Source organism: Cryobacterium inferilacus, from assembly GCF_019599185.1.
Classification (GTDB): domain Bacteria; phylum Actinomycetota; class Actinomycetes; order Actinomycetales; family Microbacteriaceae; genus Cryobacterium; species Cryobacterium inferilacus.
This window is the reverse complement of record NZ_JAIEUL010000002.1, coordinates 242,380-260,553: the sequence shown is the minus strand read 5'-3', so window position 1 is coordinate 260,553 and position 18,174 is coordinate 242,380. Positions and strand designations below refer to the sequence as shown.

Genomic DNA, 18,174 nt, shown 5'->3' with positions numbered 1-18,174 from the left:
GCATGGGCGAATTGCGCGGTTCCACCATCCTGGTCGTCGGTGCGAGCGGCGGCCTCGGGCACCAGATCTCCCGACTGCTCGCTGAAGCCGGCGCGACCCTGGTGCTCAGCGGCCGTGACCCCGACGCCCTCGCCGCTCTGGGCCTGCCCGGCACCCGAGTGACCGCGGACCTCACCGATCCGACGGCGATCAGCGACCTGGTGGCTTCCGCCGAGGCCGTCACCGGTCACCTCGACGGCGTTGTGGTCGCGGCCGGTGTCGTCGCGTTCGGTCCGGCGGAGTCCCTGCGGCCCGAGACTGTGCAGACCCTGGTCGCCGTGAACACGGTCGCTCCGATCCTCTTGATGCAGGCGGCACACGCCGCTCTTGCCCGCTCCGCGTCCGCCGGGCGGGCCCCGTTCCTGCTCACCCTCAGCGGTGTGGTCAGTGAAAGCCCCACCGCGAACCTGGCCGCGTATTCGGCCTCAAAGGCCGGCATGGCGGCCTTCATGACCGCCGCGGGCCGGGAGGTGCGTCGAGCGGGCATCCGCCTCATCGATGCCAGACCCGGGCACACCGAAACGGCGCTGTCGACGCATCCGATTGCGGGCACGGCCCCGGCGCTACCCGCCGGTCTCGACCCTGCCGCCGTAGCCGCCCGAATCGTGCGTGCCATCCTCACCGGCGAACGAGACCTGCCCAGCGCTGCGTTCGTTCCCGCCGCGCCCGCCGCGCCGGCGCCCGCCTGACCGCGCCGGCCGTTCAGGCCGCTAGACCCACAATTGTTCCCCGTGCGGACATCTGCGTCCGGCGTACCGGGCGCAAATGTCCGCTTCGGGAACAGTTAGCGCGGTCGCTCAGACGTCGATGCGGTCCCGGCTGAGCTTGTCGGAGCTCTCGATGATGAATTCCTTGCGGGGGGCCACATCGTTGCCCATCAGCAGCTCGAATACCTTGCCTGCCATTTCGGCGTCGGCCACCCGCACCCGACGCAGGGTGCGGTGGTCCCGCTCCATGGTGGTGGTCGCCAGCTGGTCGGCGTCCATCTCGCCCAGGCCCTTGTACCGTTGGATCGGGTCCTGGAACTTCTTCCCACTCTTTTTCAACGCGGCCAGCACGCCCTGCAACTCAGCCTCGGAGTAGGTGTAGATGGTTTCGTTGGGTTTGCTGCCGGGGTTCATCACGACGACCCGGTGCAGCGGCGGCACGGCGGCGAAGATGCGTCCGGCCTCGATCATGGGCCTCATGTAGCGGAAGAACAGGGTGAGCAGCAGGGTGCGGATGTGAGCACCATCCACATCGGCGTCGGCCATGATGATGACCTTGCCGTAGCGCGCGGCCGAGAGGTCGAAGCTGCGCCCTGAACCGGCCCCGATCACCTGGATGATGGACGCGCACTCCAGGTTGGAGAGCATGTCGGAGACCGAAGCCTTCTGCACATTGAGGATCTTGCCCCTGATCGGCAGCAGCGCCTGGTGTTCACTGTCCCTGGCAAGCTTCGCGGTGCCGAGCGCTGAGTCGCCCTCGACGATGAACAACTCACTGAGTTCGACGTCGTTGCTACGGCAGTCAACGAGCTTCGCCGGCAGGGACGAGCTCTCCAGCGCGTTCTTGCGGCGCTGGGTCTCCTTGTGGGCGCGGGCGGAGATGCGCGACTTCATCTCGGCGACGATCTTGTCGAGCACAACGGCCGACTGGGTCTTGTCGTCGCGTTTGGTCGAGGCGAACCGTTCGGTCATGGTCTTGTTGATCACCGCGGCAACGATGGCACGCACCGCGGGGGTGCCCAGGATCTCCTTGGTCTGACCCTCGAACTGCGGCTCTGGCAGGCGAACGGTGAGCACAGCCGTGAGGCCGGCGAGGATGTCGTCCTTCTCGAGCTTGTCGGAGCCGACCTTGAGCCTTCGGGCGTTCTGCTCCACCTGGGCGCGCAGGAACTTGAGCATGCCCGCATCGAATCCAGCCTGGTGGGTGCCGCCCTTGGGAGTGGCGATGATGTTGACGAAGCTCTTGATGACGGTGTCGTACCCGGTCCCCCAGCGCAGGGCGATGTCCACCTGGCAGTCCCGGACCAGTTCGGTCGGGATCATCGCCCCGGTGTCAGTGAGCACCGGCACCGTTTCGGTGAAGCTCCCGGCTCCGGTCAGGCGCCAGGTATCGGTGATCGGGGTGTCCACCGCGAGGTGGTCGACGAACTCCGAGATACCACCGGCGAATGAGAACGATTCCGCAACGGGTTCCGCGCCCCGCCGGTCATCCACGTTGATGGCCAGCCCGGGGATCAGGAAGGCGGTCTGACGTGCACGGCCCATCAGCTCCTCGGTCTGGAAGGAGGCCCCCTTGGTGAAGATCTGCCGATCGGCCCAGTAGCGGATCCGGGTTCCCGTGACACCCTTGCGGACCTTGCCGACCACGCGGAGTTCGCTGCGGTTCTCAAACGGTGTGAATGGCGCATCGGGGCTTTTCTCGCCGGTGTCGGAGAAGATGCCGGGTTCACCGCGGTGGAAAGACATGGCCCAGGTCTTGCCGTCCCTGTCGACCTCGACGTCGAGGCGTTCTGACAGGGCGTTCACGACGGATGCCCCGACGCCGTGCAGGCCGCCGGACGCGGCATACGAGCCGCTGCCGAACTTCCCGCCCGCGTGCAGCTTGGTGAAGACCACCTCGACTCCGGAGAGTCCGGTCTTGGGTTCGATGTCGACCGGGATTCCGCGAGCGGTGTCGCTCACCTCCACGCTCTCGTCGGCGTGCAGCACGATCCCGATGGCCGAACCGTGCCCGCCGAGGGCCTCGTCCACGGAATTGTCGATGATCTCCCACAGGCAGTGCATGAGGCCACGGGAGTCGGTGGAGCCGATGTACATGCCGGGGCGTTTACGCACAGCGTCCAGGCCCTCGAGGACGGAGAGGTGGCGGGCGGAATAGTCAGAACTCACAACTGTTAAGGATACTGTCCCCGGCGCTCACGGCCTCGATCGACACTCGATCGGGCCCAATGCCGCCGACTCACCGCTGGAATGCTACGCGGTGAGCGAAATGTCACCCAACTGTGGCCCAATCGGGCCGTAGCCGTGTTTACATGGTCAGTAAGGATTCAATTGGTATCACCTGGTATCAGTCTGGAGGAGGAGAATATGTCCCAGATCGCCACCGAAAATGGTGCCGTCGACCAACAGGGCGCCCCCCACCAGCTCACCGCGGCCGACCGCTGCGACGCTTGTGGCGCTCAGGCCTACATCCGTGTAGTCGTGAACAACAGTGAGTTGCTCTTTTGCGCGCATCACGGGCGCAAGCACCAAGAGAAGCTCGCGGCCATCGCCGAAAGCTGGCACGACGAGTCGAGCCGTCTCTTCGAAGACCAGAAGTCCTAGGTGCCTCCCGGCGCCGCACCTCGGTGCGGCGCCGGTGGGCCACCCGGCCGCTGTCGGGCTGAAAACTCAGTCCGCGTCGAGGCCCAGCCGCACAGCAACCTGGTTGCGTGCGGCTTTTGCTATGTCGTCGGCCGTGTCTGCCTGCGCCGACATCGGACGGACGAGTCCCTTGGCGGTGCACGCGAGGCCGAGCATACGATCGGCGAGCTCTGGATTGCGGGCCAGCACCGGACCGTGCAGGTGAGTGCCGATGAAGTTGCCCGCCACGGACCCTTCAAAACCGTCGCCGTTGCCAGTGCCGGAGATCAGCCGTCCCACCGGACGACGGGCGCCGGTGAAGCCCCTGGCGTGATTCTCGAAACCGATCAGCCTGACGTCGTCGCCGGCGACGACGATGTCGTCGGTGGCACGGGCGGGCAGGGAGCTCGCGCGGCCTGCGATGAGCCCGAGCCCGTCGATGGCGGTTCCGTCTGCGAGGTCGAGTCCGCCGCTGAGAAGTTCCCAACCCGTGCCAACAGCGAGAACGGGCACTCCCCCGGCGAGCCACGCTCGCGCCACGTCGGCGAAGGGCAGGAGTGCGTCTCGCGCCATGATCAGGTCGGTGTCCGTGCCGGACCCGATGACCACCAGGTCAACGGAATCGGGTAGGTCGTCGACGGTGTGCACGGGAACCACACTGGCCTCGATGCCGGCCCAGCGGGCGCGCTGCGCGAGCACCCGAGCGTTTGCCGCGTCACCGTTCGTGTTGAGGAGTTTGGGCAGCAGGCTCACGACGGTGAGACCGGGGGTGGGAGCGAGCGTCATGTCGGGTCCGCTTCGTTGGTGGCCAACCCGAGGTGGGCGCGGGTGCGGCGCATCGAGTCGGCAGAGAAGATGATCGTCTTCACGCCGGTGGCCGGTTCGGGAAGGGCCAGAAAGTCATCCAACGCACGACCCAGGTCGGGCTCGATGCGGTCGACGGTGACGCCGTCGTAGACCAGCTGCAGCCCGATGTCGTGCGCCTTGGAGCCGGAGGCGATCAGGACATGACCGAGCCCGGAGGTGTCCGCCGGCCACAGGTAGGACGGGTCGCGAACATCCGAGCCAACAGCCACGAGGATTTGCTCGGTGTTCGGTGCCAGGCTGTCAACGTTGAGCTGCAAACTCGCCGGGTTCTGCACGAGTACGAATTCCACCGTTGTCCCGTTGACGCTCACGACCTCCCCCCGGCCGAAGACCGGGGGAATCGTGGAGATCGCGGTCACTGCGGTGGCCGCATCGAAGCGGGAGCTGAGGGCGGCCTGGGCGGCCGCCAACGCGGTCAGGGCGTCGACGGCGTAGTGCGTTCCTCTGGCCGGCAGGTGTACGGCGTGTTCGGTGCCGTTGATCAGGATCGTCGCGTCCCTGCCGTCGACGGCGCTGAGCAACATGCCGTCCTCGGCGAGCAGGCGGGTGGGTGACGTGAGAGTGTAGCCGAGGCCGCGGGGGTTGGCTGCCAGCACTTCAGGAGTAACGCCGTACCTGGCGACGTCCACCGTGGGGGCGAGCCCGTCGCCGAGACGGGACAGATGTAGGTCGTCGGCGTTGACCACGACGGTACCCGTGGCACGCCCCGCGATCTTGGCGAGCATCGCCGCAACCATGTCGGAGTCATGGAATCGGTCGATCTGGTCGACCATGACGTTGGTGAGCACGACAACTCGGGGCTCCAGGGAGCCGGAGATGAGGGCGCCATGGCCCTCGTCCATCTCGAGGACGGCGATATCACCGGCGATGCGGCCGGCCAGGCTGACCTGCTCGAGCAGAGCTGACGTCAGGCCCTGGCTGATGTTCGCGGTCGACTGATTGGTGAACACGCTGGAACCGTGGGCGCGGAGCGCCGCAACGAGCATCTTGGTGGTGGTCGACTTGCCGCTGGACCCGGTGACGATGACGAGGCCGCCGGGAAAGCTGTTCAAGGTTCGGGGCAGGAACCCGGGCGCGATGGCGTTGACCACCAGCCCTGGGACCGCGGAACCGCCGCCCGGCTTCCGCCAGCGCGCCAGGGTGCGGGCGACCCTGCCGAGCAGGATCGCCGGTGCATACCGCACGGACATTTACTCGAGGTAGTCGCGCAGCGACTGCGACCGGGACGGGTGACGCAGCTTGGCCATCGTCTTCGACTCGATCTGGCGGATCCGCTCGCGCGTGACGCCGAAGGTGTCGCCGATCTGGTCGAGGGTCTTCGGCATACCGTCGCCCAGGCCGAAACGCATCCGGATGACGCCGGCTTCGCGCTCGGACAGCGAGTCGAGCAGGCTTTCGAGCTGCTTCTGCAGCATGGTGAAGCCCACGGCGTCGGCGGGGACGACGGCCTCGGTGTCCTCGATGAGGTCACCGAATTCGCTGTCGCCGTCTTCACCCAGCGGGGTGTGCAGGGAGATCGGCTCGCGGCCGTACTTCTGCACCTCGACGACCTTCTCAGGCGTCATGTCGAGTTCGCGGCTCAGCTCTTCCGGCGTGGGCTCGCGGCCCAGGTCCTGCAACATCTGACGCTGCACGCGAGCCAGCTTGTTGATGACCTCGACCATGTGCACGGGGATACGGATGGTGCGCGCCTGGTCGGCCATGGCGCGGGTGATGGCCTGACGAATCCACCAGGTGGCGTAGGTGGAGAACTTGAAGCCCTTGGTGTAGTCGAACTTCTCGACCGCGCGGATGAGGCCGAGGTTGCCTTCCTGGATCAGGTCCAGGAACTGCATGCCGCGACCGGTGTAGCGCTTGGCGAGGGAGACGACAAGGCGCAGGTTGGCGCCGAGCAGGTGGCTCTTGGCCCTGGCGCCGTCCTTGGCGACCCACTGCAGTTCGCGGCCGAGGGCGCTCTTCTTCTCGGCGTCGGTCATCAGTGACAGCTTGTCCTCGGCGAACAGGCCGGCTTCGATGCGCATGGCCAATTCGACCTCTTCGGCAGCGTTGAGCAGCGCCACCTTACCGATCTGCTTGAGGTAGTCCTTGACCGGGTCGGCCGTGGCGCCGGTGATGGCGCTCGAGTAGACGGGAACCTCATCCTCGTCGTCGACCATGGACAGGACGAGCGCGCCGCTGGGGAGCGGCTCGGCCGGTGCGACGCGCTTGGCGGCACCCTCGGTGTCGTCCTCGTCGGTGTCGTGCTCGTCCGTGGCGGCGGCACCGTCATCGTCTCCGGTTTCGGAGCCGGCCTTCTTCTTGCCCGCCGCGGTCGTCTTGGCAGCGGCGCGCTTGCGCGGTGCGACTGGCTCTGTGGTCTCTGAACCATCGGACTCGGCGGCCCGTGCGGCCTTGGCCGCCTTGGTCGCTGCGCGGGTGACGGCGGCCTTTTCGGCTGGCGTCTTTGCCACCGCAACGGTCTCAGTGGTCTCTTGTGCGGGCTCTGTCTTCGTTGGGGTTGCCATTCGAACACCTCTCATGCCGTAGATCGTGCGCGTGCAGCGCGGCCCCGTTCGTCATGACCACTCGGCGTGGGCCACGGTGAAAGTCGAGCAGGGATTTTGGGCAGTACTTTTTGGGCAGTACTAGGACCCATGTCAAGTCCCCGGCAAGGCATCGGCGTGAAGCCTGTGCAACCAGGAACCAGAACGGGTCCTATTGACAATTATTGCACGGATTGTGTATAGAACGAGCCACGCTCGTCTATTGTCACCGTGCGCGTCGCAGCCTTCGAGACAGTTCAACCCAGAGCGGGGCTACTTCTATTCCCTCATCCCTGAGTAGCCAGCGGGTACGGCGCCGGGTGCGCACCAGCATCAGCACGCCCAGACCGATGACGAGGAATTGCACGGAAAAGGCGATCCGGAAGGAGTCGAGTGAGTAGAGGTCACTCGCGCCTCCCTCTGCTTGTCGCCACGTGTCCTGAAGGTCCAGGAGCACGCCGATCAGGAACATCATCACGAAACTGGCCAGGAACCCACCGACGTTGACCACGCCGTTGGCCGCGCCGAGGCTGTGGCGGGGGTTGAAGGTTCTCGCGAAGTCGAACCCGATGAGCGACCCTGGCCCGCCTCCACCGATCACGATGAGCAGAAGCACCACGAGCCACACCGGTGGTGTCGACGGCCACAGCAGGACCACCGCCCAGGCCGTTCCCATGGCCGTCACGATCGCGAGCACGATGTTGCTGCGGCGGAGCGGATGCCGGGCCGTCAGCACGCCGAGAACCGGTCCGCACACGATGGCGGCTGCAACCGGGATGGTGAGCATGGCCGCGGCCATGCTCGATTCGTAGCCCAGGCCGTAGACCATGAACGGGAATCCCCAGAGCAGGGTGAACACCGTCCCTGAGGACTGGGTCACGAAGTGGGACCAAAAACCGAGTTGGGTGCCGGGCCGGCTGAAGCTGTGCCGCAACAGGGTCAGCGCACCGCCCCACGTTGTGGGCCGGGGTTGGTCGGTGGCGTCCGCCGGTCGGTCCCTGATCGCGACGAGTACGATCACGAAGGCCGTGAACGCCGCCAGGGTGGCGACCAGGAAGGCGGGTGTCCACCCGAATTCGTGCAACACCCAGGCCAAGGGGACGGCGGACAGCACCTGGCCGAGCTGGCCGATATTGCCGAACCACTGCGAGAGCTGGGGGACGATGCGCCCACTGAACCACGACGAGATCAGGCGGATCATCGAGATGAAGATCGTGGCGTCCCCAGCGCCCACCAGCATCCGCCCGATCACCGCGATGGTGATGGACGGGGCGAATGCGAGTGTCAGCTGGCCCACCACCATCAGGGCGGTGCCCGAGAGCATGAGCACCCTGGGGCCGAACCTGTCGATCAGGACGCCGACCGGGATCTGAGCCGCCGCATACACGATGAGTTGCACGACCGCGAGGCTGGACAGGATCGCCGCGGAACCGCCGAATCGTTCGGCGGCTGAGACTCCGGCGATCCCGAGGGACGTGCGTTGCAGGATCGCGGATAGGTACACGAGGGACCCGAAGCCAAAGATCAACCAGGATCGACGAGTATTCACTCCACCCAACTTAGCCGGATGCGCCGGGGCCGCTGACCGGCACGGCCGACGGGGCTCAGCCCTGCTGCCCCTCGTCCCGCCCGCGACGGGTGGCCAGGAACTTCTCCAGCTCTGCGGCGATCTCGTCGGCGGTCGGCAACGCTCCGTCTTCGTCCGTCAGGGGCGAGCGAAGGGTACTGCCCTCCATATAGGCGTCATAGCGCTCTTCCAGCGTGCCGACCAGCTTGGCCAGTTCCGGATTGTCGGCGACCTGCTCGTCGATGCGGGCGATGAAGTCCCGGTTCTTTGCTCGCAGCGCATCGGTGGGGAAGATCAGGCCCGTCGACGCGCTCGTGCTCTCCACAGCGGACAGCGCCGCTGACGGGAACTCGGTGTCGGCCAAATAGTGCGGGATGAGTAGCACATAGCCGATGGCCCACGCGCCGATCTCTTGCAACCGGAACTCGATCAGGTGCAGGGCGTTGGCCGGGACCTGGGTGTGCGGCCGCCACACCGACATGCTCTCGATGAGGTCGGTACGGTTGCCGCTGACCGTCACGCCGATGGGCCGCGTGTGCGGCACCGGCATCGGGATGGCGTGAACCCAGGTGGTGGACGAGACGGTGAATCTCGCCACCAGTGCCAGAACAGCCGCGCTGAATTGTTCCCACCTGAAGTCCGGTTCGAAGCCGGCGAGGAGCAGGAACGGCTGGCCGATCTCATCGTGGGCCAGGTACAGACGCAGCCGCGGAGGCTGGTAGTCGGTCAGGTGGTCCTGGTCGAAATAGATGATGGGACGTCTGGCCCGGTAGTCGAGGAGCAGGTCGGCGTCGAAGTCGGCGATGACGCGGTGCTCGAGGGTGTCGAGCAGATATTCGGTGAACTGGGAGACGGCACCACCGGCGTCGGCGAATCCGGTCAGACCCGCGACGAGGTGCAGCCCCTCAGGGACGTCGGCGGCGTCCGCGGTGAGCTCGTAGATATCGTCTGGATCGCGCATTCCTTAACTCTAGGCTGACCTGTGGCCCGCCGCGGTGAATCGTCGCTGGCCACCGTGATGCCCAGAGCGAACAGCGCAACCCGTAGCATCGAAGCATGACCGTTCCCCGCATCTCAGTGTCCGCAGCGCCCTCGATCGAATCGACCGCCGACATCCTCGTCGTCGGCGCGATGTCGTCCCCTGACGGCCCGGTGCTGTTCGCTGATCCCGGCTTCGACGCGATCGCTGATCAGCTGTCAGCCCTTGCGGTGACCGGCGGGAAGGATCAGGTGGTGCGCCTGGCTGCGGTCGCCGGAGCCGCCCGCAGCATCGCCGTCGTCGGACTGGGCTCCGAGATCACGCCTGATGCGCTGCGCTATGCCGCCGGTTCGGCCGTACGCCAACTGACCGGAGCCGCCACCGTGGCCTTCGGCTTCCCGGTCGCCGATGCCGACCAGGCCGCTGCGGTGCTCGAGGGAGCGGCCATGGGCGCGTACGCCTTCACTACGTATCGCAAGGCCTCCCTGGCCGGCACCACGCTTCCCGCCGGTGACATCACGGTGCACACCGACCAGGCCGCGCCCGACTCTGCCGAGCGAGCCGAGATCGTCGCGGAAGCCGTGAGCCTGGTCAAGGACCTCGTCAACACTCCCCCGCTCGACCTTTTCCCCGAGTCGCTCGCCGCACTCGCCGCCGCCGCCGCGGACGGCCTGCCCGTTCGGTTGACGGTGTGGGACGAGGAGCAGCTGGTTGCCGACGGTTTCGGCGGCATCGCCGGAGTCGGCCAGGGATCGACCCGCCCGCCGCGCCTGGTCAAGGTCGACTACGACCCCATCGACGGGCTCAAGCACCTGGCGCTGGTCGGCAAGGGGATCACCTTCGATACCGGCGGACTGTCCCTCAAGCCGCCGGCATCGATGGTGGGTATGAAGTACGACATGACCGGCGCCGCGACCGTTCTGGCCGTGACACTCGCAGCCGCCCGCCTGCGACTGCCGGTGAGGCTGACCGCGTGGCTGTGCATCGCCGAGAACATGCCCTCCGGAAGCGCCATCCGACCCAACGACGTTCTGACCATGCGCGGGGGGCGAACCGTCGAGGTGCTCAACACGGACGCGGAGGGCCGTCTGGTCCTCGCCGACGGCCTGGTCGCTGCCGGTGAAGAACACCCGGACGCGATCATTGACGTGGCCACACTCACCGGCGCCGCGGTGGTCGCACTGGGTACGAGGTACTCAGCCGTCCTCGGCGACGACGATCTGGTCGCCCATGTCCTGACCGCCAGCAAGGCAGAGGGCGAGTTGGCCTGGCCGATGCCGATGCCGGAGGAACTCCGCGCGCTGCTGAACTCAGACGTCGCTGACATCGCCAACGCGAAGATCGGCAACACCGGCGGCGGCGCGCTGCTGGCCGCCGTCTTCCTGCGGGAGTTCATTCCGACCGTCGGCCAGGGAGCTGAGGCACGGGCCATCCCCTGGGCTCACCTGGATATCGCCGGCAGCGCTCAACTCGTCGGTTCCGGGCTCGGCTTCACCGCCCCCGGCCCCACCGGCGTAACCGTTCGCACGTTGCTTCGACTGGCCGAGGATTTTTCGCGCCCGTAGTAGGGTCGTATAGGCAGGAAAATCCTTGCCGTTCAACGCCTGCCGGCGCAAACCATATGCGCTGGGCAGGCCGTGAAAGTGTATGTGATGCACGAGGGAGTATCTGGGTGTCTGAACAGAATTTTGACCTTGTAGTTCTCGGTGGCGGCAGCGGCGGCTACGCGGCCGCCTTGCGCGCCGTTCAGCTGGGCCTGACCGTCGGCCTGATCGAGAAGGACAAGCTGGGTGGCACCTGCCTCCACGTCGGTTGCATCCCCACGAAGGCGCTGCTGCACTCCGCCGAGGTAGCCGACGTCAGCCGGGAATCCTCCAAGTACGGCGTCACCACGTCGTTCGAGGGCATCGACATGGCCGCAGTTACCGCGTTCCGCGAGGGCATCGTCGCCAGCAAGTTCCGCGGCCTGCAGGGCCTGATCAAGGCCCGCGGCATCACCGTGATCGCGGGAGAGGGCCACCTCATCTCGCCGACGACCGTCCAGGTCGGCGACGACACCATCGTGGGCAAGAACGTGGTGCTGGCCACCGGTTCGTACTCCCGCTCGCTTCCGGGCCTGGCCATCGAGGGTCGCGTCATCACGAGCGAGCAGGCCCTCGAACTCAACTACGTGCCCAAGAAGGTCGCCGTCCTCGGCGGCGGCGTGATCGGCGTCGAGTTCGCCAGCGTCTGGAAGTCCTTCGGCGCCGACGTCACCATCATCGAGGCCCTCCCGCACCTGGCTCCCAACGAAGAAGAGTCGGTGTCCAAGCAGCTCGAGCGGGCTTTCCGCAAGCGTGGCATCAACTTCTCCCTCGGCGTCCGGTTCCAGTCCGTCACGCAGGATGACTCCGGCGTCGTCGTGACGCTCGAGAACGGCACCACCATCGAGGCCGAGCTTCTGCTCGTCGCCGTCGGTCGTGGCCCGTCCACCGCGGGCCTCGGCTTCGAAGAAGCCGGCATCTCCATGGACCGCGGCTTCGTCATCACCGACGAGCGCCTCGCCACCAACATCCCCGGCGTTTACGCCGTCGGTGACATCGTTCCCGGCCTTCAGCTCGCGCACCGCGGTTTCCAGCAGGGCATCTTCGTCGCCGAGGAGATCGCGGGCTTGTCCCCGATCGTCGTGGACGACCTGAACATCCCGAAGGTCACCTACTGCGACCCCGAGATCGCCTCGGTCGGTTACACCGAAGCCAAGGCCGTCGCCAAGTTCGGCGCCGACAATGTCACCAGCTACGAGTACAGCCTTGGCGGCAACGGCAAGAGCTCGATCCTCGGCACCACCGGCTCGATCAAGGTTGTCCGTGAGGCCGACGGCCCCATCATCGGCATCCACATGATCGGCGCCCGCGTGGGCGAGCTGATCGGCGAAGGCCAGCTCATCGTGAACTGGGAAGCGTACCCGGAGGACCTCGCGCCGCTCCTGCACGCGCACCCCACCCAGAACGAAGCGCTGGGCGAGGCCTTCCTGGCCCTGGCCGGCAAGCCCCTGCACGCGATGTAGCCCGCTTTCGGCACACAGTTATTCACTAACATTGGTCAGACATTAATGGTTTCAAAGGAGACAAACGCATGAGCGAATCCGTCAACCTCCCGGCACTCGGAGAGAGTGTCACAGAGGGTACGGTCACCCGCTGGCTGAAAAACGTGGGAGACCGCGTCGAAGTCGACGAACCGCTGCTCGAGGTGTCGACCGACAAGGTCGACACCGAGATCCCATCCCCCATCGCCGGCGTCATCGAAGCCATCCTCGTGCAGGAAGACGAGACCGTCGAGGTCGGAACCCCGCTGGTCACCATCGGCGACGGTTCAGCCCCGGCAGCCGCCCCCGAAGCGGAGGCTCCCGCAGCCGAGGAGGCTCCCGCAGCCGAGGCTGCCGCCCCGGCACCCGCGGCCGAGGTGCCGTCCACAGAAGCTCCGGCACCCGCCGAGGCTCCCGCAGCCGAGGTCGCACCGCCCGCTCCTGCGGCCGTCGAGCCGCCGCCCGCGGCTGCTCCCGCAGCACCGGCTCCCGCAGCACCGGCACCCGCAGCACCGGCACCCGCAGCACCGGCTCCCGCCGCGGCGGCACCCGCTCCGGTCCCCGCAGCACCGGCAGCACCGGCAGCCGCGCCGGCTCGCGGCGCACACGCCGGGCCGAGCGGCTACGTCACGCCCATCGTGCGCAAACTCGCGAACGAGGCCGGCGTCGACCTGTCCACCATCACCGGCACCGGTGTCGGCGGGCGGATCCGCAAGCAGGACATCGAGTCCGCTGCCGCATCGACGACCGCCACGCCGGCCGCCGCCGCCGTGGAGGTATCGCCGCTGCGCGGAACGACCCAGCCGATGTCGCGACTGCGCAAGGTCGTCGCTGAGCGCGCCGTGGCCTCCATGCAGCAGACCGCCCAGCTCACCACCGTTGTGGAAGTCGACGTCACCCGCGTGGCCATGCTGCGCGACAAGGTGAAGGTTTCGTTCCACGAAAAGACCGGCAACAAGCTGTCCTTCCTGCCGTTCTTCGCCCTGGCCGCGGCCGAGGCTCTGAAGGCGAACCCGATCATCAACGCGACCGTCGACGGCACGTCGATCGTGTACCCGGGCCAGGAGAACATGAGCATTGCCGTGGACACCGAGCGCGGGCTGCTGACCCCGGTCATTCGCGACGCCGGTGAGCTGGATCTGGCCGGCTTCGCCGCCCAGATCGCCGACCTGGCTGCTCGCACCAGGGACAACAAGCTCAAGCCAGACGAACTGTCCGGTGGCACGTTCACGCTGACCAACACGGGTTCGCGTGGCGCGCTGTTCGACACCCCGGTGGTCTTCCTGCCGCAGAGCGCCATCCTCGGCACCGGCGTGGTCTACAAGAAGCCCATTGTCGTCAGCGACAAGGGGCTGGACTCCATCGCCATCCGTTCGACGGTGTTCCTCGCCCTCTCCTACGACCACCGCATCATCGATGGAGCGGACGCCTCGCGCTTCCTCACCACCATGAAGGCGCGGCTGGAAGCCGGAGAGTTCGAAGCCAACCTCGGCATCTGATTCGCCTGAGCATCACCCCGAACGGTGACTGCGTGCCCCGTGGGGTTCAGTAGTCGAACAGTTCACGCAGTCTCCAACCGGCCTCGCCCTTGATCACCAGGGCGGAGGCCGGTTGTGTGTTAACGGTGGCTTCTGCGCGGGTCGGTGCGTCGCTGTCGCTGTCGCTGTCGGGCCCAGGGGCGAGCACGACCAGCGCCGCATTACCGGTGCGCTCCTGAACCACCGCAGTGACAGGCGGGGCGTTGCCGGGCACATCGTCGTCCCCACTCGCATTCGGCGTGGCCTGCGCCTGCCGAATCGTGTATCCGTCCGCCGCCATGGCGACCGAGCCCGCCTGGTTCACCCCGTCCAGACACAACACGGATGCGGCGGCCAGGCACGCCTCGCGCTGTCGCAACAGCTCCAGCACGGCTGCGGCCGGATCGTCTGACTCCACTACAGTTCGGTCGGCTTCCATCTGTTCGCTGCCCACCTTCTCCTGTCGCTCCCCGTTGTGCCCGGCAGCGGCGCCGGGCCCGGGATCACCCACCGGCGCAGGCTCGGGGACAGAAGGCACGGTCGCCTCCGGCATCGAACCGCCCAATAGCGCCGAACCACCCGATAGCGCCGACCCACCCTCGAGCGCGGCGATTCCCCCGACCGACAGGACCACCACGAGTGTTCCGCCCAGCAGCAGCGGACGACCGACAGAACGCCGCTGGGAATCCGGTCTCGATCGTGGCCGCGCGGCGCGACGACGGTCCATCCGCAGCCAGGAGAGCGCGGCCCTGCTGCGCTCCACCGCATCGCTCAGCCGTCGCCGAACGACAGCCCGACCCCCGGTCAGGCGCTGGACAGTCGGCCGCTGCGCGGCCCGTTGCGCCGCCGCCCTGGCTGCCCCGCGAGCTGCCGGTAGTGCCGCAGCCCGACGTCTGCCCGGTTCTACGGGCGGGGCCGGCGCCACCCCACCTGCCGCCGCGACAGCCATCAGCCGGGGCACAGCGGCGGGAATCGACACGGGCGCGCCGGCTTCCGCTGGACCGTTCGGCAGACAGTCCACCGGCCCCGCCGCCGCCCACGTGAACAGGGCACTCTCCAGGCTCGTCAGGTCCGCAGGAAACGGTCGGACTGTCAACGTGGACTGGAACTCCGCCAGGAGGGCGGAGGCACCGGCAGCCTCTGCGGTGTCCAGATAGGCCAGAAGGCCGTTCAGGAACCCCGTGAGGCTGACCACGGCATCCCGCCGCGGCCCGACGCCCGCCGCTCCCCCTGGCAGCTCCCCCAGGTCGCCCAGCCCGAGCAACACCGGGCGCCCACACCTGTCGAATCGGACGCTGGAGGTGCGCACCATCGGGTGGGTCAGGCCCGTCTCGTGCAGCGCCTGCAGAGTGGCCGTGATCGTTGCCGCAATGGTGACCACCTCGGCGGCCTTGATCCGTCCCCGCACTGCGAGCAGCCTGTCCAGCGTGAACCCGGGCAGGTACTCCAGCACCAGGCACACCCTGCCATCCGGAGTCGACGCCACGTCTTCGAGACGCGCCAGCGTCGTGGCCGGCGTCGCGAGAAGGGCATGGACCTCCCTGCCGATCCGAGCCGGATCCGTCTGGCGACGGAAGACCTTCAACGCCACCGGGGGCGCGTCGCCGCCAGCCGATGCCGCACGTGCCAGGAACACCAGCGATTGGCCGCCGACTCCGATCCGACGGATCACCCGGTATCCGACCAGTGTGTCCGGGACTGCTGCGCCCCCGGCGAGACCCATGACGCTCTCCTCTCCACCCCTCACCTCGGGACGGTGGGGGTGCACCCACCATCCCGTGCCGGCCGGTACCCGGGGAGGAGTCCATCGCAATCTGCGCGAAATCCTGCACGTGTTCGCCTGGGGAGGGACGGCCCGGTAGGCTCCCCTTATGCTCGACTTTGTCGTCGCGGGGCTAAGCGCCAACTCCGTGCCGTATTTCGAGGGCCTTGAGCTCCAGCGCGCCGTCCATCGCACGGTGGTGTCCGGTCAACGACCGAACACCGTCCTGCTCCTCGAACATCCCGCCGTGTATACGGCCGGTAAACGCACCCAGCCGGAGGACCGTCCCACCGACGGAACCCCCGTCGTGGACGTCGACCGGGGCGGCCGGATCACCTGGCACGGGCCGGGGCAGCTGATCGGCTATCCCATCCTGCGGTTACCAGAGCCGATCGACGTCGTGGGCTATGTCCGCCTGCTCGAGGACATCCTGATCGCCGTGCTGGCCGACTTCGGCATTGCCGGCCGCCGGGTTGTCGGCCGAAGCGGGGTGTGGGTGGGACAGCCCGGCGCCGAAGACAAGATCGCCGCCATCGGCATCCGCATCGCCGACGGCGTCACCATGCACGGATTCGCTTTGAACTGCGACAACTCCCTCGAACCGTATGACCGCATCGTCGCCTGCGGCATCGTCGACGCAGGTGTCACCACAATGTCCGAGGTGCTCGGGCACAGGGTCACCACCGAGGAGACCGTCACGTCCGTCAGCACGCACTTTCGCAACCGGTTCCTGGTGTCGGCATGAGCGCCGAACCCGGCGGCCGCCGGATGCTCCGATTGGAGATCCGCAACGCCGAGACGCCGATCGAGCGCAAGCCAGACTGGATCAAGACCAGGGCCAGGATGGGCCCGGAGTACCGACAGTTGCAGGACCTCGTGAAGGCCGAGAACCTGCACACCGTCTGCCAGGAAGCGGCCTGCCCGAACATCTACGAGTGCTGGGAAGACCGGGAAGCCACCTTCCTCATCGGCGGCTCGCAATGCACCAGGCGCTGCGACTTCTGCCAGATCGATACCGGCAAACCGGCGGACTACGACACCGATGAACCGCGCCGGGTCGCCGAATCCGTACTGGCAATGAAGCTGCGCTACGCGACGGTGACCGGGGTTGCCCGCGACGACCTGCCCGACGAGGGCGCCTGGCTCTACGCCGAAACAATCCGGCAGATCCATCAGCAGAGCCCCGGCACCGGCGTGGAGATCCTGGTGCCGGACTTCACCGGCAACACCGCTCACCTCAACGAGGTGTTCTCCGCCCGGCCCGAGGTCTTCGCGCACAACGTCGAAACCGTGCCTCGCATCTTCAAACGCATCCGCCCGGCCTTCCGCTACGACAGATCCCTCGACGTACTCAGCCAGGGCCGCGCCGCCGGACTGATCACCAAGTCGAATCTGATCCTGGGTATGGGTGAGGAACGCCTCGAGGTGACCCAGGCTCTGCACGATCTGCACGAGGCCGGTACCGACATCATCACCATCACGCAATACCTCCGTCCCAGCCCACGGCACCTGCCTGTGGCCAGGTGGGTACGGCCAGAAGAATTCGTCGAGCTCAAGGCGGAGGCGGAGGAGATCGGATTCCTCGGCGTGCTGGCCGGCCCGCTGGTGCGCTCCTCGTACCGTGCCGGGCGGCTGTGGGCCCAGTCCATGGTGGCGACCGGGCGGGAGGTGCCAGCGCACCTCAGGCACCTTGCCGACGCCACGTTGGGCTTCAGCCAGGCCGTTTGACCCGTGAATCCGTTCCGCGCCGATCGAGCGACTGGGTAGTCTTAGAACCATGGCACGAAGCAAGGACAAGAGTCCCCGCACCCCCAAAGAACCAGGCCGCCTGAAGCAAATGTGGCAGGTCTTCCAGATGACCAAACGCTACGACTCGAACATCGTTCTGTTCATGGTCCTCGGCTTCCTGATCCCCGTGGTCATCGGCCTGGCGTTCGCACTCCTCTTGACTCCCGACAACGGTTTCAGCATCGCACTCTGGATCATCGCCGGCGTCCTCGGCGGGGTCCTGGCCATGCTGATCATCCTGGGCCGCCGGGCCGAGAAGGCAGCGTACTCGCAGATCGAGGGCCAGCCCGGCGCCGTCGGCGCGGTGCTGCGGTCGTCCCTCAAGCGCGGCTGGGTCGGTAGCGAGATGCCGGTCGCGGTCAACGGCAAGACCCAGGATGCCGTCTACCGAGCCGTCGGCCGCGGAGGTGTCGTGCTCATCAGCGAGGGCCCGCGCACCCGCACCGCCCGCATGGTAGATGAGGAGAAGCGTTCGGTCGCCAAGGTCGGCGGCAACGTCGCGGTCACCGTCATCGCCGTCGGTCCAGACTCTGATGCGGTTCCGTTGCACAAGTTGGCCCGTCGCCTCACCAAGATCAAGCCGTCGCTGACCAAGGCCGAGGTCCTCGCGGTGAACAACCGCCTCAACTCGATGACCAAGAAACTGCCGATCCCCAAGGGCGTCGACCCCACCAAGGCCCGCCCGCAGCGCGGCAACTAGCAGCAGTCGGAAGCAGAAGGAAGGGCACGGGGATCTCCCC

The 18,174-nt window shown here is 67.1% G+C and carries 15 protein-coding genes; 8 read left to right on the top strand and 7 right to left on the bottom strand.

All coding sequences use genetic code 11. The features are described 5' to 3' along the window. Nucleotides 1-2 precede the first annotated feature (2 nt). Entirely contained in the window at nt 3-728 is a 726-nt protein-coding gene (locus tag K2F54_RS03105) for an SDR family NAD(P)-dependent oxidoreductase (protein WP_220604361.1), read from the top strand. A gap of 108 nt (nt 729-836) precedes the next feature. On the opposite strand, the gene K2F54_RS03100 is transcribed toward K2F54_RS03105, so the two are convergent. Continuing rightward, entirely contained in the window at nt 837-2,915 is a 2,079-nt protein-coding gene (locus tag K2F54_RS03100) for a DNA gyrase/topoisomerase IV subunit B (protein WP_220604360.1), read from the bottom strand. 198 nt (nt 2,916-3,113) lie between these two features. Between K2F54_RS03100 and K2F54_RS03095 the strand changes: the two genes are divergently transcribed. Then, the gene (locus K2F54_RS03095; protein WP_066595309.1) at nt 3,114-3,350 is read left to right on the top strand and encodes a DUF7455 domain-containing protein; all 237 of its coding nucleotides are present in this window, start codon (nt 3,114-3,116) and stop codon (nt 3,348-3,350) included. Nucleotides 3,351-3,416: 66 nt separating this feature from the next. Here K2F54_RS03095 and K2F54_RS03090 read toward each other — a convergent pair whose 3' ends face one another. From K2F54_RS03090 to K2F54_RS03070, 5 genes are all read right to left on the bottom strand, one after another. Continuing rightward, nucleotides 3,417-4,154: a type 1 glutamine amidotransferase gene (locus K2F54_RS03090; protein ID WP_220604359.1), complete on the bottom strand. Its 738-nt coding sequence runs from the start codon at nt 4,152-4,154 to the stop codon at nt 3,417-3,419. Beyond that, entirely contained in the window at nt 4,151-5,425 is a 1,275-nt protein-coding gene (locus K2F54_RS03085) for a MurT ligase domain-containing protein (protein WP_220604358.1), read from the bottom strand. Before K2F54_RS03085 ends, K2F54_RS03090 begins: the two co-directional genes overlap by 4 nt. Further along, nucleotides 5,426-6,754, bottom strand: a complete 1,329-nt coding sequence (locus K2F54_RS03080; protein WP_374107264.1) for an RNA polymerase sigma factor — start codon at nt 6,752-6,754, stop codon at nt 5,426-5,428. 229 nt (nt 6,755-6,983) lie between these two features. Beyond that, nucleotides 6,984-8,306, bottom strand: coding sequence for an MFS transporter (locus K2F54_RS03075; RefSeq protein ID WP_220604356.1), 1,323 nt, complete (start codon nt 8,304-8,306; stop codon nt 6,984-6,986). Nucleotides 8,307-8,361: 55 nt separating this feature from the next. Next, the gene (locus tag K2F54_RS03070; RefSeq protein WP_220604355.1) at nt 8,362-9,285 is read right to left on the bottom strand and encodes a proteasome assembly chaperone family protein; all 924 of its coding nucleotides are present in this window, start codon (nt 9,283-9,285) and stop codon (nt 8,362-8,364) included. Nucleotides 9,286-9,380: 95 nt separating this feature from the next. Between K2F54_RS03070 and K2F54_RS03065 the strand changes: the two genes are divergently transcribed. The 3 genes from K2F54_RS03065 to K2F54_RS03055 all read left to right on the top strand — a co-directional run bounded on the left by K2F54_RS03065 (nt 9,381) and on the right by K2F54_RS03055 (nt 13,866). Next, complete coding sequence (locus K2F54_RS03065; protein ID WP_220604354.1) at nt 9,381-10,868, top strand: leucyl aminopeptidase; 1,488 nt, start codon at nt 9,381-9,383, stop codon at nt 10,866-10,868. Between the two features lie 107 nt (nt 10,869-10,975). After that, nucleotides 10,976-12,349, top strand: a complete 1,374-nt coding sequence (gene lpdA, locus K2F54_RS03060) for a dihydrolipoyl dehydrogenase (RefSeq protein WP_220604353.1) — start codon at nt 10,976-10,978, stop codon at nt 12,347-12,349. Nucleotides 12,350-12,417: 68 nt separating this feature from the next. Further along, nucleotides 12,418-13,866 carry a 2-oxo acid dehydrogenase subunit E2 gene (locus tag K2F54_RS03055; protein ID WP_220604352.1) on the top strand — a complete coding sequence of 483 codons (1,449 nt, stop codon included), beginning with the start codon at nt 12,418-12,420 and terminating at the stop codon, nt 13,864-13,866. Nucleotides 13,867-13,912: 46 nt separating this feature from the next. On the opposite strand, the gene K2F54_RS03050 is transcribed toward K2F54_RS03055, so the two are convergent. Beyond that, nucleotides 13,913-15,607: a protein kinase domain-containing protein gene (locus K2F54_RS03050; RefSeq protein ID WP_220604351.1), complete on the bottom strand. Its 1,695-nt coding sequence runs from the start codon at nt 15,605-15,607 to the stop codon at nt 13,913-13,915. 148 nt (nt 15,608-15,755) lie between these two features. Between K2F54_RS03050 and lipB the strand changes: the two genes are divergently transcribed. Genes lipB through K2F54_RS03035 form a run of 3 tightly spaced genes read left to right on the top strand, consistent with a single transcriptional unit; the run spans nt 15,756 to nt 18,134 of the window. Beyond that, nucleotides 15,756-16,391: a lipoyl(octanoyl) transferase LipB gene (gene lipB / locus K2F54_RS03045; RefSeq protein WP_220604350.1), complete on the top strand. Its 636-nt coding sequence runs from the start codon at nt 15,756-15,758 to the stop codon at nt 16,389-16,391. Then, on the top strand, nt 16,388-17,374 hold the full coding sequence (gene lipA / locus K2F54_RS03040; protein ID WP_220604349.1) for a lipoyl synthase: 987 nt from the start codon (nt 16,388-16,390) through the stop codon (nt 17,372-17,374). The genes lipB and lipA overlap by 4 nt, the downstream gene beginning before the upstream one ends. 49 nt (nt 17,375-17,423) lie before the next feature. Next, entirely contained in the window at nt 17,424-18,134 is a 711-nt protein-coding gene (locus K2F54_RS03035) for a DUF4191 domain-containing protein (RefSeq protein WP_220604348.1), read from the top strand. Nucleotides 18,135-18,174: the final 40 nt, after the last annotated feature.

Coding starts and splice junctions, on each gene's coding strand:
- K2F54_RS03105 (WP_220604361.1), top strand. CDS start 3: ATGGGCGAATTGCGCGGTTCCACCATCCTGGTCGTCGGTGCGAGCGGC.
- K2F54_RS03095 (WP_066595309.1), top strand. CDS start 3,114: ATGTCCCAGATCGCCACCGAAAATGGTGCCGTCGACCAACAGGGCGCC.
- K2F54_RS03090 (WP_220604359.1), bottom strand. CDS start 4,154: ATGACGCTCGCTCCCACCCCCGGTCTCACCGTCGTGAGCCTGCTGCCC.
- K2F54_RS03085 (WP_220604358.1), bottom strand. CDS start 5,425: ATGTCCGTGCGGTATGCACCGGCGATCCTGCTCGGCAGGGTCGCCCGC.
- K2F54_RS03080 (WP_374107264.1), bottom strand. CDS start 6,754: ATGAGAGGTGTTCGAATGGCAACCCCAACGAAGACAGAGCCCGCACAA.
- K2F54_RS03070 (WP_220604355.1), bottom strand. CDS start 9,285: ATGCGCGATCCAGACGATATCTACGAGCTCACCGCGGACGCCGCCGAC.
- K2F54_RS03065 (WP_220604354.1), top strand. CDS start 9,381: ATGACCGTTCCCCGCATCTCAGTGTCCGCAGCGCCCTCGATCGAATCG.
- K2F54_RS03055 (WP_220604352.1), top strand. CDS start 12,418: ATGAGCGAATCCGTCAACCTCCCGGCACTCGGAGAGAGTGTCACAGAG.
- K2F54_RS03050 (WP_220604351.1), bottom strand. CDS start 15,607: ATGGGTCTCGCCGGGGGCGCAGCAGTCCCGGACACACTGGTCGGATAC.
- lipB (WP_220604350.1), top strand. CDS start 15,756: ATGCTCGACTTTGTCGTCGCGGGGCTAAGCGCCAACTCCGTGCCGTAT.
- lipA (WP_220604349.1), top strand. CDS start 16,388: ATGAGCGCCGAACCCGGCGGCCGCCGGATGCTCCGATTGGAGATCCGC.
- K2F54_RS03035 (WP_220604348.1), top strand. CDS start 17,424: ATGGCACGAAGCAAGGACAAGAGTCCCCGCACCCCCAAAGAACCAGGC.